The following is a 16,584-nucleotide window of genomic DNA, read 5'->3' as shown; positions in this document are numbered from 1 at the left end:
TTATACAGATACGAGGCAATACACAAGGATAAATATATGCGGGTTTCACATTTAAATTTTAACCACCTCTATTATTTTTGGCACGTTTGCAAGGAAGGCTCTGTTGTAGGAGCGGCAGAAGCGCTATATCTGACACCACAAACCATTACAGGACAGATAAAAGCGTTAGAAGAGCGTCTGGATGGGAAGTTATTCAAACGCCAGGGAAGAGGATTAGTGCCCTCAGAATTAGGGCAATTAATTTTCCGTTATGCGGATAAGATGTTTACACTCAGTCAGGAAATGATGGACATCGTGACTTACAGCCGAGAATCAAATCTGCTGTTTGATGTGGGTGTCGCTGATGCGCTGTCCAAACGTTTAGTGAGTAAGGTGCTGGAAACGACCGTTGTAGAGCACGAAAAGATCCACTTGCGTTGTTTTGAATCGACACATGAAATGCTGCTTGAACAACTTAGCCAGCATAAGCTGGATATGATCCTATCCGATTGCCCAGTAGATTCTTCTCAACAGGAAGGATTGTTTTCAGTGAAATTGGGGGAATGTAATATCAGTTTTTACTGCCGCCAACCGATCCCAGAAAAACCCTTTCCAGCATGTTTGGAAGAGCGCCGTTTATTAATTCCGGGGCGCCGCTCTATGTTAGGCAGAAAGCTCCTGACCTGGATACGCAATAAAAATCTTGAAGTTGAAGTGCTGGGCGAATTTGATGATGCCGCTTTGATGAAAGCATTTGGTTTGTATCACAACGCCATTTTCATTGCGCCTTCTTTCTACGCCAATGATATTTTCGCTGATAGTGATATTGTTGAGATAGGTCGATTGGATACGGTACAGGAAGAATATTACGTCATCTTTGCCGAGCGTATGATTCAGCATCCGGCAGTTCAGCGCGTATGTAACAAAGATTTTTCTGCTTTATTCAGCTCACCACCCAAAAGTCGTCCTGAAAAATTATATTAAAGTTATTGTTTAAAATCAGCATATTAAAACTAGTGAGTTTAAAACAACAGAAACAAAAAACCGGCTTTGAGCCGGTTTTTTTAGCATCATCAAAACGAATGATTACATTGCTTTGATTTGTGCTGCCAGAGCAGATTTATGACGTGCTGCTTTGTTTTTGTGGATCAGACCTTTACAGGCGTGACGATCAACAATTGGTTGCATGTCATTGAATGCTTTCTGTGCAGCTTCTTTATCGCCAGCAGCGATTGCCGCGTATACTTTCTTGATAAAAGTGCGCACCATAGAACGACGGCTCGCATTGTGCTGACGGCGTTTCTCAGACTGTACGGCGCGTTTCTTAGCTGATTTGATATTAGCCAAGGTCCAACTCCCAAATATATTCTATCGAGGACAATTCAAAGGCCGAGGAATATGCCTGTTCAGCCTTCTTTTGTCAATGGATTTGTGCAAATAAGCGTCGTTGTACAGCGACGCTGGTTACGTTGTGATGGGGCGGGATTTTATCAGCTTACTCAGAGGGAATACAGTCTTTCGCAATAAAAAACTGAATGAATCACAGAGAAATGCGATAAATTAAATATTTTTCGGGCATCTAGCCTATTTTTATTGTATGAATCAGGTTATTAATTAAAACCCTTTGTGATCGTGGGTTAACCTTGAGCTTTGTACAAGGTATAATCCGACAATTTCCACGGTATTGAGCCAGCTATGGAGCTAATTCGCGGTATACACAATATCCGGGCACGTCACCATGGTTGCGTGCTGACGATTGGTAATTTTGATGGTGTCCATCGCGGGCATCAAGCTTTATTAAAACACTTGAAGCAAGAAGGGCAGCGTCTCGGATTACCGACGATGGTTATGATTTTCGAACCGCAGCCTCTGGAAGTCTTTGTGGCAGATAAAGCGCCAGCTCGCCTGACCAGGCTGAGAGATAAAATAAAGTATCTAGCTCAAAATGGCGTTGATTATCTGTTATGTGTGAAATTTGACAAACATTTTGCAGCCAACTCACCTGAAGCCTTTGTTTCACAGTTGCTGGTTGAAAAACTGGGTGTTAAGTTTCTGGCAATAGGAGATGATTTCCGTTTTGGCAAAAATCGCCGCGGAGATTTCCACTATTTGCAGCAAGCAGGTAAACAATACCGTTTTGATGTCGCCAGCACAGACAGTTTTTGTGACAGCGGTCTTAGGATCAGCAGCACGGCCATTCGTCAGGCACTGCAAAGTGATGACCTGGCCTTGGCTGAAATATTACTGGGGCATCCTTACAGCATCAGTGGCAGAGTTGTTCACGGTAAGCAATTGGGACGCACCATCGGTTTTCCTACTGCTAACTTACCGTTGAAACGTCTCGTTGCGCCTGTTAAGGGCGTTTATGCCGTTGAAGTCCACGGACTGGGCGATAATCCCCTACCGGGTGTTGCAAACATAGGCAATCGCCCCACGGTTGCAGGCCTTGGCTTACAACTTGAAGTGCATTTGATTGATACCCAAATGGATCTGTATGGGCATCATATTGATGTGGTATTACGTAAAAAATTGCGTAATGAGCAGCGATTTGCTTCGCTTGATGCGCTTAAACAGCAAATCGCAAATGATGTGGTTGCTGCGAGGGACTATCTCTTGCAGCGATCCAAGTCATGTATCTAGCGGAAAATTGGAACTGAGAATCTATAATGAGTGACTATAAAGACACCCTGAACTTACCGGAAACAGGGTTCCCTATGCGCGGGGATTTAGCTAAGCGCGAACCAGATATGTTGAAACGTTGGTACAAAGAGGGTTTGTATCAGGCAATTAGAAAAGCAAAATCTGGCAAGAAAACGTTTATTTTGCATGATGGCCCTCCCTATGCAAACGGCGATATTCATATTGGTCACTCAGTTAATAAAATTCTCAAAGATATTGTCGTTAAGTCCAAGGGGTTATCAGGCTTCGATTCGCCTTATATTCCGGGTTGGGACTGCCACGGCTTGCCTATTGAGCTCAAGGTTGAGCAGATTATCGGCAAGCCAGGGGAAAAATTTTCCGCCGCTGAATTCCGTGCTGAGTGCCGTAAATACGCCATGACTCAGGTTGAAGCACAGAAAGCGGGCTTCAAACGTCTGGGTGTACTGGGCGATTGGGATAAACCTTACCTGACCATGGATTTCAAAACCGAAGCTGACATCATTCGTGCACTAGGCCGTATTATCAAAAATGGGCACTTGCTGAAAGGCGTCAAACCCGTTCACTGGTGTACTGACTGTGGTTCCTCCCTCGCCGAAGCGGAAGTGGAATACTACGATAAAACCTCCCCTTCCATTGATGTGCGCTTCGCGGCCGTTGATGCCGATGCCGTGTATGCCAAATTTGCCGTACAACCGCAAGGGCTACCAGTTTCTTTAATCATCTGGACAACCACCCCGTGGACACTGCCAGCAAACCGTGCAATTGCCTTAGGTGCGGAAATTAGCTACCAGTTAGTTAAAGTCAATGATGAATGCATCATTCTGGCGGCTGATCTTGTCGAAAGCGTTATGCAACGCGCGGGTATCACTGCATGGGAAGTTTTAGGCGATTGCACTGGCACCTCTCTGGAACTGTTGCGCTTCAACCATCCATTCATGGGCTACGATGTTCCTGCCATCCTCGGTGATCACGTAACGCTTGAAGCTGGTACAGGGGCAGTACATACCGCGGGTGGTCACGGCCCAGACGATTACTCTATCAGCTTAAAATATGGCCTTGAAATCGCCAATCCGGTTGGCCCGAATGGCTGCTATCTCTCTGGCACTTATCCATCTCTGGATGGACAATTTGTTTTTAAAGCCAACGACATCATTGTTGAATTACTGAAAGAGAAAAGCACACTACTGAGTCTGGCAAAAATCCAACACAGTTACCCGTGCTGCTGGCGCCACAAGAAACCCATTATCTTCCGTGCAACACCACAATGGTTCATCAGCATGGATAAAAATGGTTTACGTGCACAATCTCTAAAAGAGATCAAAGATGTTCAGTGGATCCCTGGTTGGGGACAAGCACGTATCGAATCAATGGTAGAAAACCGTCCAGACTGGTGTATCTCTCGCCAGCGTACCTGGGGTGTGCCAATGTCACTGTTCATTCATAAAGAGACACAAGAGCCACATCCTCGTACCGTTGAATTGATCGAAGAAGTCGCCAAGCGCGTCGAAGTCGATGGCATTCAGGCATGGTGGGATTTGAACGCAGCAGACCTGTTGGGTGATGAAGCCGCAGATTACACCAAGGCACCAGATACACTGGACGTTTGGTTTGATTCAGGCAGTACCCATTCTTCGGTTGTGGATGCCCGTCCAGAATTCAACGGCAATTCAGCCGATCTGTATCTGGAAGGTTCTGACCAGCACCGTGGCTGGTTCATGTCTTCACTGATGCTGTCTACTGCGATCAAAGGCAAAGCTCCTTACCGCCAGGTTCTGACTCATGGTTTCACCGTTGATGAACAAGGGCGTAAAATGTCCAAATCCATCGGCAATACTGTCAGTCCACAAGATGTGATGAACAAACTGGGCGCAGACATCCTGCGTTTATGGGTGGCAGCCACTGACTATACTGGCGAAATTGCTGTTTCTGACGAGATCTTGAAACGTTCTGCTGATGCTTACCGCCGTATCCGCAACACTGCGCGCTTCCTGCTGGCAAACCTGAATGGTTTCAACCCAGAAGAGCATATGGTAAACGCAGAAGATATGGTTGTTCTGGATCGCTGGGCTGTCGGCCGTGCTCAGGCAGCACAAGCAGATATCCTTAAATACTATGAAGAGTATGACTTCCATTCTGTGGTTCAACGCCTGATGCAATTCTGTTCCGTAGAAATGGGTTCTTTCTATCTGGATATCATCAAAGATCGCCAGTATACCGCGAAAAGTGATGGCCTTGCTCGTCGTAGCTGCCAGACTGCATTGTTCCATATCGCAGAAGCACTGGTTCGCTGGATGATGCCGATTCTGTCGTTTACTGCTGATGAAATTTGGAATGAATTGCCAGGTAAACGTGCTCAATACGTCTTTACCGAAGAGTGGTATGACGGACTGTTTGGTCTGGCAGATGGCGAAGATATGAACGATACTTTCTGGGCTGATCTGCTGGTAGTACGTAGCGAAGTGAACAAAGTGCTGGAACAGGCTCGTAATGATAAACATATCCGCAGTTCACTGGAAGCGGCTGTTACACTCTATGCAGATGAAGCTCTGGCGGAAAAACTCAACAAACTGTCTGACGAACTGCGCTTTGTCCTGCTGACCTCTCAGGTTGACGTTGCTGCTTATGCCGCCGCGGATGAGAATGCGCAACAAAGCGAAATTGCCGGCCTGAAAGTCGCTTTGCGTAAAGCAGACGGAGAAAAATGTCCACGTTGCTGGCACTATGCTAAAAATGTGGGACTGGTGGCGGAACATGCAGAACTTTGCGGCCGCTGTGTGACTAACGTTGCCGGTAACGGTGAAGAGCGTAAATTTGCCTGATGAGTAAACCCATTTGTTCCACCGGACTTCGCTGGCTTTGGCTGGTTGTTGTGGTATTAATCCTGGATTTGGGAAGCAAGCACTTAGTGTTGCAGCATTTCACGCTGTACGAATCCATTCCATTGATACCTTATTTCAATCTGACTTACGCCCAGAATTTAGGGGCAGCCTTTAGTTTTCTGGCCGATAAGGGTGGCTGGCAGCGTTGGTTCTTTGCATTGGTGGCAGTTGCCATCACGGTTATCCTGCTGGTAATGATGTATCGTTCCAATGCCAAGCAAAAACTGAGCAATATTGCCTACGCCTTAGTGATTGGTGGGGCTTTGGGAAATTTGTTCGATAGGCTGGTGCATGGCTTTGTTGTCGATTTCATCGACTTTTATGTCGGGGAATGGCACTGGCCTACCTTTAATATTGCAGATTCTGCAATTTGCATCGGGGCTGCTCTCATTATCATTGAGAGCTTTATCAGCTCTGATGACAAGGACAAGCAAGCAGTTTCGAAAACTTAGTCATTGAAAAAATGATAATAAACCAGCCCCGACTTAGTTAACTGGGGCTGGTAACTTCGTCTATACCCAATAGCGGTATACTTGCAATCATTTTTAAGTAAAAGGCTTGAGCAACATGTCAATGCAGGTGCAAACGCACAGTGCAGTTTTATTACATTTCACATTAAAGCTGGATGATGGCTCTACGGCAGACTCGACTTATAGTCAAGGTAAACCTGCATTATTCTGCCTCGGTGATGGTAGCCTCTCTGCCCCACTGGAAGAGCAGCTTCTTGGGTTGAAAATTGGTGATAAGCATCAATTTACGCTAGCTGGAGAGACTATTTTTGGCAAACACAACCCCGATTTAGTTCAATACTTCACGCCTCGCGATTTTTCCGATGCCGGTGTCCCAGAAGTAGGAACCATCATGTTATTTACAGCCATAAACGGCAGTGAAATGCCGGGGTTTGTCAAAGAAGTAGCTGAAGGTTCCATCACTGTTGATTTTAACCATCCACTGGCTGAACAAAACATCACTTTTGAGATTGAAGTGCTGGAAATTGACCCTCAGTTGGAGGAAACCCATGCAAATATTGCTGGCTAACCCTCGTGGCTTCTGTGCTGGTGTTGATCGTGCCATCAGTATCGTGGAACGCGCACTGGAATTGTACGGTGCCCCCATCTATGTTCGCCATGAAGTGGTACACAACCGTTATGTGGTTGACAACCTTAGGAAGCGTGGTGCCATTTTCATTGAAGACATTTCAGAAGTGCCTGATGGCGCCATTTTAATCTTCTCTGCTCATGGTGTTTCCCAGGCCATTCGGGCAGAAGCCCGCTCCCGTCATTTAACTATGCTGTTTGATGCTACCTGCCCGCTGGTCACCAAAGTTCATATGGAAGTGGCAAGAGCAAGTCGCAAAGGCAAAGAGGCGATTTTAATCGGACATGCCGGTCATCCCGAAGTAGAAGGCACCATGGGGCAATACAATAACCCTAATGGGGGTATGTATCTGGTGGAATCACCGGAAGATGTGTGGAAACTGCAAGTTAAGGATGAAAATAACCTCTGCTTTATGACCCAAACAACACTTTCTGTCGATGACACCTCAGAAGTGATTGATGCGCTTAATGCAAGGTTCCCCAATATTGTCGGTCCACGCAAAGATGATATCTGCTATGCCACCACTAACCGCCAAGAAGCGGTGCGCGATTTGGCATTAGGGGCTGATGTAGTGTTGGTTGTTGGTTCTAAAAACTCATCAAACTCAAATCGTCTGGCGGAACTTGCTCAGCGCGTAGGCAAGCCTGCCTATTTGATTGATTCTGCCGAAGATATCCAGCCAGCGTGGATCACCGGTGTCAACGCAGTGGGGGTGACGGCGGGTGCATCGGCGCCTGATATTTTGGTACAACAGGTGATTGAACGCTTGAAAACTTTCGGTGCAGACACAGTTAACGAACTGCACGGCCGAGAAGAAAATATTGTTTTTGAAGTACCAAAAGAGTTACGGGTTGAAGTGAAAGAGATTAATTGAACCTGAATTCTGGATAAGGAATTGACGAAGTGCCTGTTCCAAGAGCAAAGTTTTGGTGCACACCAGAAACTGCTCTGGGGAGGCACAGGCAATGAACAAATTAGTGGCCCATGTTTTTGGCGATCGCAGCAGAAAAACGTGAGACAAGCTGCTTGCCCTTTTATCCCCCTTTAATATTCGATTTTATTGTACAGATGATTATGGGGTTTATGACCTTCTTCCCGAAGAGGGGCACCTGACGGGAAAGACGTTCACCCAACGCATAGAGAGAACGAATTTAACTCATTAATTAATTTATGGGTTATCTTTTAAAATCATATTATTGAAGAGATTTTTATTCAAATAACCCAAGGGGGATTTTGAGTTTATATATCACTGGATAGCAAAAACTTTACCCTTAACACATGATGCATTTATAATGACCGTTTATCATATGCCATTTATCACTCATGGCGGGTTCTAATATCATTATATCACCTGTTGTTTTTAAGAATCCCATATCAAAATAAGCTTTTTCAGCCCTGGGTAATGCATCAAGTTGTAATTTCCCCTCTTTTCCTAAATCTACCGATTCATTCACAGCATATTCCATTAGTAAGTACCCACAATTTCTAATCAAGTAATCTGTTGCAAAACTAACAACAGTAGGAATGTTATCTTTCGTAGAGAGTTGTAACATCCCTATAGGATTAGAAAAATAGTAAGCAACAAAAAAACTATCCTCGTCACAACGACAATTAATTGCCATCCTTATTAAGGAGAATCTCATTTTTGCATTTTTATATCTATGGAAATTTCTGGTTATTTCTTCTTTTCTTTCTATTTCTTCTTCTGTTAATACTTCTTTATATTGCCCCACAACCCCATGACTTTTTAATATGTTACTTAAGCTAGGAGGCTGAAAATGAAGAGCCTTCCCTACCTCCTTTTTTCTTTTTTCATTTTCCCAATTATCCTTAAAAAAATCATTAGATAACTGTTCTTTATCCATTTTACATAATATTGTATTCACAGCACTGGATGCTTCTTGATAATCTTCCTTCTTGACACGTATAAATCGCCTGAGATCCCTCAGTTCTCTGAGTTCAGCATCAACGGGTCTCATATCCAAAGTGGACTTAGTCCGCCGTAACGGCTCTGGTGAAAAACCATTCTGATTATTAATACTAAAAGATCTTGTTCTATATATCATGGTAACCCCCTATAAATCATAGGATAAATAATGTCTTATAATATCGGATAGTTATCCTCTCTAAATAAATTTTCAACGATAATCAAGATCCTTGTTCATCCAACTCGTAAATGAGCGAGACATCATTGTTAGCCTCCTGTTTTGATGCCGCCGGATCATTGATAACAATTAAATACCTTATAGGCTGAATTGAACAAGGTCAAATTTTCGTTCGATGAGAAAATGAAAAAGAACGTACCTTTATTTTCTTAATGAAAAACATTTTATTCATCCAAAATAAAGATAATCATAATAATCTCAAAATCAAACTATTGTGATAGTTATATTGATTTCTTTAAATTATTAATGGATTGTCTTTATGGGCATAACCTCATATACACTGAAATAAAATACAGCGTACCAGACAATAAAATACGACAATCCACCATCATAAAAAGATAGATAAAAAATAATTATAAGTAATAACCTTTAATCATGAATAAAAATTCAGAAAGAAGATTTTAGAATTACATTGTTTAATGGTCTAATAACAATCTTTATTGTGGCGTAATTTAATAAAGTTATGTGAAATTATACATCACCTTTCAAATCGATATTTAGAGAGAAAATGGATTTGCAATCATCAATAAAATAGATCTATTAATATATTTAAGTGTATATTATTAAACCATCTTGATGTGTTTAAAGTTAATTTTTGCATTGATAACATAATCGATTTTATTACCTGAAAATCAGAGTGAAATTAATTCTATCTGATTTTAGGCAATCCGCTAATTATATGAGGAGACTATATGCGAGCAGCAGGAATTCAGGCTATTGCCGTACATTTGCCTGATGAGGTGCGTACAAATGATTGGTGGTGTGAAGATATACCTCAAGAACAATCAATAACAGCATCAGGGTCGCGTGATGTATCTAAGCGTCGGAAAACTAATCCATATGATGCGGCCATGGAACGTTATCTGGAAGATCCTTTTTTCGGTAGTGTCGAACGCCGAATCGCAGGCACTAACGAAGGAAGTGTGGAACTCGGCGTTAAAGCCGCACATCGTGTACTGGATGCGGCTGGTATTTCTCCGGCAGAGATAGATTGCCTGATTTCCGTGTCAATGTTCCCTGATCGGGTCGGCTCAGGTGATGCAGGGTATCTTGCTCAGTCACTTGGAACTGGCGGTGGCGCTTTCAACGTAGAAGCTACCTGTGGTGGTTCCATGACAGCGTTGTTGACAGCATGTGCCTGGGTGCAGGCTGGGCTAAAAGAACGAATTTTGGTCGTAACAACATCCAGGCTATCGCGGGCGATCGAATCTGACGATGTCACTCTGCGTTTATGTGGAGATGCTTCGGCAGCATTTTTGGTCGGGCCGGTCGAAAACGGTTTTGGCTTACTGGGAGCTGAATCTTTGCACACAGGCAAAACCTGTGGCACCTGGCTGCTTGATGCAGTCGAAGACACATCAGGGATAACATCCGCCAGGCAAAAAATCCGCTTACGCGTAGATCCTTCTATCTCCCACGTATTACGCGCCACGGCTGAAGAGTATCTCGTACAAACAACAGAGGGTGCTCTGGCAAAAGCTGGCCTTGAATTGAAAGATATTGACTTTGTTGTAGTGAACACGCCGACAGCCTGGCACGCAGAGTTTTCCGCCAATGCATTAGGAGTGGAACTTAATCGTGTTGCAGATACTTTCCCACAGGTTGCTAATATCGGGCCGGTGCTGATGCCATTCAATGCTTACACTGCCGCCGTCGCGGGTGACATTAAACCCGGTGATACTGTACTTCTGTACGGGTTTGGTGGTCAGGCGGAAGCGTCAGCAGCCATATTCCGCTGGCCTGACGTTATTCTGGCACCCTAGCCCAAAGATGAACCCGTTATTAACCCACAGTGAACATTCATCATTCATTAACATTACTGACTGACTATTAGAGGAAGTTCTTATGACTAATACCTTGGCTAAAATCCGGAATTTTATTATCGACGATATCCTAAAAGGAAATGACCTTGATATTACTGATGACCTGAATTTAGGGGAATCAGGAATTCTTTCATCCTTGGCAACGATGCGTCTGGTTTCATTTGTTGAAGATGAATTCGATATCGTCGTCGGTGTCAGTGATCCGAGAACACGTTTTACGACTATTCGTGAAATCGCACATTATGTGATTGAAAAAACTGTGGTTGAAAAAAATGTGATTGAGAAATCATCAGAAGCGGGAAAGCAATGATAGCGACAGTATTAAAGGAACAAACTGAATCTTCAATAGATCTGGCAAAATACTTAGATGATTCCGTATTACGATATCCTGAGGCTTGTGCGGTCATTGGCTCTGACGATTCGACGATGAGTTACAAAGAGCTTTCTGATGCTGCGGATAATATTGCGGCTTTTCTTTACCAAAAAGGCGTTGTGATGGGTGATCGTGTGGGCATTTTTATGCGCAAGAAACCACAAACCCTCGCGGCCATTTTTGGTGTACTCCGTTTAGGTGCTGTATACGTACCTACCGATGTAGATAGTTCCGCTTTGCGGGCATTAACTGTATTTGATAATTGTAATGTGCGTTGCATTTTGACTGATCCCGAATCAGCTTCATATCTGATACAAGTTGCCCCTCATTTTAAATCTCACATCATTGTGATACAGGCTCCTGAAGAAGAGATAAGCGAAGCATTACAGGCACTGGATGTTTTATCTACAGAAAACAATGAAGAAGAGCCTAATTATCCACGCGGTAGACCTGATGCAGATCAGCCTGCCTATATACTATACACATCCGGTTCTTCTGGTATCCCGAAAGGCGTAGTAATAAGCCATCGTAACTCGGTTAGCTTCGTTGAATGGGCTTCAGCTTTCTTCAAGGTAACGGCAAAAGATCAAATATCCAGTCACGCCCCATTTCATTTTGACCTATCGATTTTCGACATTTATGTCTCTGTGAAGAACGGCGCTTGCATTCATCTGATTGATACTGATCTTGCTGCAAGCCCACGCCACCTGGCCACATTTATTGCCAGCCGAGAGATTACCATCTGGTATTCTGCTCCTGCAATTTTAGGCATTTTGGCTGAACAGCGCCAAAAAGGTCATATTCCTAACCAGCTACGCCTCGTACTATTTGCAGGAGAGGTTTTCCCGATTACCAAATTACGCAAGTTGGTGCAGTTGTGGCCTGAGGTCGATTACTTCAACTTGTATGGTCCCACAGAAACCAATGTATGTACTGTTTACCAAGTACCTGTTCCCATCCTGGAAAACCGTCTGGAACCATTATCCATTGGCCATCCCTGTACTCATTGTGAAACTATTGTTGTCAATGAACATCTTCAGCCAGTGCCGGAAGGTGAGTCGGGTCAGCTATGTGTTTCAGGAGATTCTGTCTTTGCAGGTTATTGGAACGATCCGGAGAAAACCGCTCAACGTATCTTTTATCTTAACGGCAAAGATTGGTACAACACGGGAGATGTGGTTCGCTCCTCAGCAGAAGGTTACATTTTCATGGGGCGTCTTGATCGTATGATCAAGCGTCATGGTTACCGGATAGAACTGGACGAGATCGAGTCATGTCTGAGAACACATCCTAAACTCTCAGACAGTGCAGTTATCAGTACAGAGATCGACGGAGAAGTAACTATCACTGCTTTTCTGGTGCCTTATGATCTCCAGCTATCATTAGCAGAGCTGAATCAATATTGTCATAAACGCATTGCACGATACATGATCCCAGACCATTTTAGTTACCTACCTGAACTTCCCCGCACCTCTACGGGTAAAACCAACTATCAATTTCTGAAGCAACAATTTCTGGAGCAACAGAGCCATGACAAATCGAATTGATGAACAACAATTATTGCTGCGTGATAAAGCGGAACGTTTTGCTCATGAGCAACTGAAAACAGAGATTGCAGCCTCTGAACGTACCGGGACTTTCTTCCAACAAGGCTGGCAAAAATGCGCAGAATTCGGCTTGCTTAAAATGGCCATACCTGAGGAATATGGGGGTGAAGGGGCATCATTATCTGACCTTCTGTCTATCATGGAAGGTCTGGGATACGGTTGCGAGGATATGGGACTATTATTTTCGCTCAACGCTCACCTGTGGACGGTCACTACGCAACTGGCTATCCACGGCACGCCAGCCCAACGTTCTCGTTTTTTACCTGGACTGTTAGATGGAACGCTAATCGGTGCTAATGGCTCGACAGAAGAAGAAGCGGGTTCGGACGTTTTCTCCATGCGCACGCACGCAGTGAGAGACGGTGATTACTATATTCTTAATGGAGTGAAGACTTATATCACAAATGCGCCTATTGCTAACCTTTATGTTATCTATGCCACAATTGATCCGACGCTTGGTCCTCTTGGTGTAACCGCCTTTCTTGTAGAGTCATCTACACCGGGTCTAGAGGTCAGTCAGCCTCTGGAAAAAATGGGATTACGTACTGCACAGATGGGACGAATTACACTCAAGAATTGCCGTATTCCTGCTAATGCAATATTAGGGCGGGAAGGACGAGGTGTTAAGATCTTTGAAAGTGCCATGGAATACGAGCGTGGATGTATTCTTGCTACTACCTTGGGAGCGATGCGCCGCAGCCTTGAGGCATGCATCAAGCATGCACGTACACGGCGACAGTTTGGTCAGCCCATCGGGAAAAATCAGGCTATATCTCATCGTATCGCAGACATGAAGGTTAATCTGGATGCTGCACGTGAGCTCGTCTATCGAGTGGGACGCTTAAAAGACGCGGGCAAAGATGCCACGATGGAAGCGGCTTGTGCAAAACTATTCGTGTCTGAAACATACACGAAGTTATCAATGGATGCATTACGGATCTACGGAGCAAAAGGCTATCTTGCTGACAGCCATACCGAAAGAGAACTACGCAACTCCATCGCATCAGTCATTTATTCAGGTACGTCGGATATTCAGCGTAATATCATCGCCAATGAGCTCGGCTTATAACTTACATTGAGTAATACTTCACTAACTTGAAAGCACGGGTTTTAGCCATAATAAAACTCAGATATGTAAGAAATAATGCTATATATATCAGTAAAACCGCTCGCGTAAACACGAGCGGTTTTTTTTATAAAGATAACGCAGTGCTTTGTAGAGATAACCACTCACCATGAAAAAAACGTGCCATTATCAGAAGTCGGCTGCACTGGATTGCTGGATGTATAGAGTCGTATACTGATCCCTGATGGATAAAAGGTAAGTGAAATTCAATGAAAATAATACTGTTCCTTCTGTACCCTTCAACAAGGATATGGATAATATTGCATTTCAAATAGGCGCTATTCCTTCTGGCATCTTAATTGAATTATTCGATAGCTCTATTGCGGAAGAAGCCTCAAAATGGTATCCATCAATTTTGGCAGGAAGACTTGTTGTAAAAGGTTTTAAATTATTTAGCAAAAATGATGATCCTTTTTTACACCATGATAAGTTAGTTTATTTTTGGATTTCATCTTATTTAGAATCAAAACCTAAACTGTATTTAATACCATCATTAAATGAAAAAACTCAAAAAAATATTTACAAAGGTATTCCCATTTCTGGAGAAGCGGGTTGCCTTAAATGAGAAAACGTTTTTCCTATTGTTGAAAGCAGTGATAATTTAAAAAATAATGCCAGTTTTATAATGACTGTTATGTAAATTCAAAACTGAAATTCCTTTTTCTTGAAAAGAAATATATAGATATTTTAGAAGAAACTATAAGTTATACTGGATGTGTTATTTTTGAAAGTATTGATATATATCCATGTGGGGGGAACTCACGTCAAAAAAACCAGAAAAAAATAAAAATCCAAAGAAGTCAATTTAAGGATGGTTTGCAACGCAAATAATAAGATCGGATTCTAATTTGTAGAAAAAACAATCATAAAGAAATGCTGATAATTTCGTACATTCAATACGATTTTATTGATAGATTTCGATATCTGTTATGTGTTATTTTTATGCAAAATAAAGCCCCCGCCGCAAGCAGTAATACCGCTCACTTAAGAGAAATGAGAAAGCTGTAGTGGAGTAATAATCTTGGACACCTCACAAGGCGTTGGGGCAGTTTTTGGCGATTCTAGCTGTTATTACCACTATCATTCTGTATCTTGCGAGTATCAGTGAATAGGATGCTTATCACTGATTGTTAAATCAGAATCCAGTGTCGCCATTGGAAATTCAAGTAGTTGTAATAGTTACTATTACATTCGTAATTACCTTCACAACAATAAGTTAACAATTATTATGACATACCGTTTATTATCTAAGGATATTTGGGCATTGGGCTTTATGACCTTTGCCCTATTCGTCGGGGCAGGAAATATCATTTTCTCGCCTATGGTTGACCTGCAAGCGGGTGAACATGTTTGCAGTATTACTGTTGGTTTGTTGCTTACGGCTGTGGGCCTGGGTACATGTGCTGACACTGTATCTATTCGGGGGTTAGCATGAGCCAACAATGGACATCCCGTTTGGGGCACATATTAGCAGCAACCGGATCTGCCGTTGGCATTGGCGCCATCTGGAAATTCTCGTATGTTTCAGCAACAAATGGTGGCGGTGCATTTCTGATTGTATTTTTATTGTTTAGCTTTGTGATTGGGTTAGCGGTTCTGTTAGCTGAAAACATGATGGGAAGCAGTACAGGTGAAGTGGCCGTTAATGCATTTAAAAAATTACTTGGTAAACACTGGGGATGGGTTGGCTTTATCGGTATATTCAGTTCATGGTGTATCTATAGCTTCTACAGTGTTGTCGGTGGTTGGACCATAGGTTACGCGGTGATGGCAAGTACAGGAGAGTTGAATATTACAGACATCTCTCAACTGACCTCTATTTTCACCAATTTCATCAGCAATCCATGGTGGCCGATAATAGCACATCTGGCATTTTCAGGACTAACCTGCTTCGTGGTGTTATCTGGTGTGCAAAAAGGTTTGGAAAAATCAGTTAAGATCATGATGCCAATGTTATTCTTGATCATGATATTGTTAATTATTGTCGGCATCCGTTTGCCAGGTTCATCAGAAGGATTAAAATTATTCTTATATCCAGACTTTAGTAATTTGACCGGAAAAGGTGTTTTAGATGCGCTAGGGTTGGCATTTTTCTCACTGTCTATCGGTTTAGGTATCCACATTACGTACAGTTCCTATTTGCCTAATAATAAAGGTATTGCTAGATCGAGTATCTGGGTTGTTATCCTCTCCTGTTTGGTTTGTGTATTGGCTGGTCTGATGATTTTTCCTGCTTTGGCCGCTGCTGGCTTAAAACCAAATGCGGGGCCCGGATTAACGTTTATGACGATGCCAATTTATTTCGCCAGTTTGCCTGGTGGCTCAATCTTAGCAGTCACTTTCTTTTTATTGTTGTTAATGGCCGCACTGACCTCATCAATTTCATTACTTGAGCACATTGTTGCTTATGTCCAGACGCGTTTTAAATGGTCGCGTCGTAAAGCAAGCTTAATAGTCACCGCATCGATTATGTTAATGGGGATCCCTGTTTCATTATCTTTTGGGCCTCTAAGTCACGTCACATTAGGTGGCAAAACCATCTTCGATATGCTGGACTTTATTACTTCCAATGTCCTAATGCCGATATTCGGGATTATCATTTGCCTCGTATTTGGCTGGTCACGTAAGGTCAATGCACTCATACCAGATAATATGTCATCGCGGAACCGTCTGTGTTTACTGTTTATATGGCGATATGTCGGCCCCTTATGTATCGGTGTGATTTTGATACATGGACTTATTTGATTGTGTTAGGTGTTATCAACTGCATGAAAGCGTCTGAATGGGCGCTTTATTATTGTTTGTGAAATTCTCATCGTTTTTGACTGTCTCACGAATTATGGAGCCAGCATTACTGACTCCACATGTTTTAT

14 protein-coding genes and 2 pseudogenes are annotated in these 16,584 nt (G+C 43.0%); 14 read left to right on the top strand and 2 right to left on the bottom strand.

Translation table 11 applies throughout. The features are described from left to right. Positions 1 to 36: 36 nt before the first annotated feature. Positions 37 to 963, top strand: a complete 927-nt coding sequence (gene nhaR, locus Xedl_RS08760) for a transcriptional activator NhaR (RefSeq protein WP_074023431.1) — start codon at positions 37 to 39, stop codon at positions 961 to 963. A gap of 102 nt (positions 964 to 1,065) precedes the next feature. Here nhaR and rpsT read toward each other — a convergent pair whose 3' ends face one another. Next, positions 1,066 to 1,326 carry a 30S ribosomal protein S20 gene (gene rpsT / locus Xedl_RS08755; RefSeq protein ID WP_038240544.1) on the bottom strand — a complete coding sequence of 87 codons (261 nt, stop codon included), beginning with the start codon at positions 1,324 to 1,326 and terminating at the stop codon, positions 1,066 to 1,068. A gap of 348 nt (positions 1,327 to 1,674) precedes the next feature. Here rpsT and ribF point away from each other — a divergent pair, with 348 nt between their 5' ends. The 6 genes and pseudogenes from ribF to Xedl_RS39300 all read left to right on the top strand — a co-directional run. Beyond that, the gene (gene ribF, locus Xedl_RS08750) at positions 1,675 to 2,619 is read left to right on the top strand and encodes a bifunctional riboflavin kinase/FAD synthetase (protein ID WP_074023430.1); all 945 of its coding nucleotides are present in this window, start codon (positions 1,675 to 1,677) and stop codon (positions 2,617 to 2,619) included. A 26-nt stretch (positions 2,620 to 2,645) separates the two neighbouring features. Continuing rightward, a complete protein-coding gene (ileS, locus tag Xedl_RS08745; protein ID WP_074023429.1) occupies positions 2,646 to 5,459 on the top strand; it encodes an isoleucine--tRNA ligase in 2,814 nt (937 codons plus the stop codon). Beyond that, positions 5,459 to 5,971, top strand: coding sequence for a signal peptidase II (gene lspA / locus Xedl_RS08740; RefSeq protein WP_074023428.1), 513 nt, complete (start codon positions 5,459 to 5,461; stop codon positions 5,969 to 5,971). Before ileS ends, lspA begins: the two co-directional genes overlap by 1 nt. A gap of 115 nt (positions 5,972 to 6,086) precedes the next feature. Then, positions 6,087 to 6,557, top strand: a complete 471-nt coding sequence (gene fkpB, locus Xedl_RS08735) for an FKBP-type peptidyl-prolyl cis-trans isomerase (RefSeq protein WP_074023427.1) — start codon at positions 6,087 to 6,089, stop codon at positions 6,555 to 6,557. Continuing rightward, a complete protein-coding gene (ispH, locus tag Xedl_RS08730; protein WP_074023426.1) occupies positions 6,538 to 7,491 on the top strand; it encodes a 4-hydroxy-3-methylbut-2-enyl diphosphate reductase in 954 nt (317 codons plus the stop codon). The genes fkpB and ispH overlap by 20 nt, the downstream gene beginning before the upstream one ends. Before the next feature lie 97 nt (positions 7,492 to 7,588). Next, positions 7,589 to 7,774 (top strand): annotated as a pseudogene (locus Xedl_RS39300) (IS1 family transposase); the annotation flags it as partial. 114 nt (positions 7,775 to 7,888) lie between these two features. On the opposite strand, the gene Xedl_RS08720 reads toward Xedl_RS39300, so the two are convergent. Next, positions 7,889 to 8,683, bottom strand: a complete 795-nt coding sequence (locus tag Xedl_RS08720; RefSeq protein ID WP_074023425.1) for a hypothetical protein — start codon at positions 8,681 to 8,683, stop codon at positions 7,889 to 7,891. 791 nt (positions 8,684 to 9,474) lie between these two features. Between Xedl_RS08720 and Xedl_RS08715 the strand changes: the two genes are divergently transcribed. From Xedl_RS08715 to Xedl_RS08685, 7 genes and pseudogenes are all read left to right on the top strand, one after another. Beyond that, positions 9,475 to 10,545: a 3-oxoacyl-ACP synthase III family protein gene (locus Xedl_RS08715; protein ID WP_074023424.1), complete on the top strand. Its 1,071-nt coding sequence runs from the start codon at positions 9,475 to 9,477 to the stop codon at positions 10,543 to 10,545. An 82-nt stretch (positions 10,546 to 10,627) separates the two neighbouring features. Then, positions 10,628 to 10,915, top strand: coding sequence for an acyl carrier protein (locus Xedl_RS08710; protein WP_074023423.1), 288 nt, complete (start codon positions 10,628 to 10,630; stop codon positions 10,913 to 10,915). Beyond that, positions 10,912 to 12,525 (top strand): amino acid adenylation domain-containing protein, encoded by a 1,614-nt coding sequence (locus Xedl_RS08705; protein ID WP_074023422.1) that lies wholly within the window; start codon positions 10,912 to 10,914, stop codon positions 12,523 to 12,525. The genes Xedl_RS08710 and Xedl_RS08705 overlap by 4 nt, the downstream gene beginning before the upstream one ends. Further along, on the top strand, positions 12,509 to 13,654 hold the full coding sequence (locus Xedl_RS08700) for an acyl-CoA dehydrogenase family protein (RefSeq protein WP_074023421.1): 1,146 nt from the start codon (positions 12,509 to 12,511) through the stop codon (positions 13,652 to 13,654). The genes Xedl_RS08705 and Xedl_RS08700 overlap by 17 nt, the downstream gene beginning before the upstream one ends. 256 nt (positions 13,655 to 13,910) lie before the next feature. Next, a complete protein-coding gene (locus Xedl_RS08695; RefSeq protein ID WP_074023420.1) occupies positions 13,911 to 14,276 on the top strand; it encodes a hypothetical protein in 366 nt (121 codons plus the stop codon). A 663-nt stretch (positions 14,277 to 14,939) separates the two neighbouring features. Then, a pseudogene (locus Xedl_RS08690) lies at positions 14,940 to 15,104 on the top strand (branched-chain amino acid transport system II carrier protein); the annotation flags it as partial. Positions 15,105 to 15,142: 38 nt separating this feature from the next. Beyond that, positions 15,143 to 16,456 carry a sodium-dependent transporter gene (locus Xedl_RS08685; RefSeq protein WP_074023419.1) on the top strand — a complete coding sequence of 438 codons (1,314 nt, stop codon included), beginning with the start codon at positions 15,143 to 15,145 and terminating at the stop codon, positions 16,454 to 16,456. The last annotated feature ends 128 nt before the right edge of the window (positions 16,457 to 16,584 follow it).

Source organism: Xenorhabdus eapokensis (assembly GCF_001908105.1).
The sequence above is the reverse complement of the archived record's forward strand: the minus strand, read 5'-3'. Positions and strand labels throughout refer to the sequence as shown.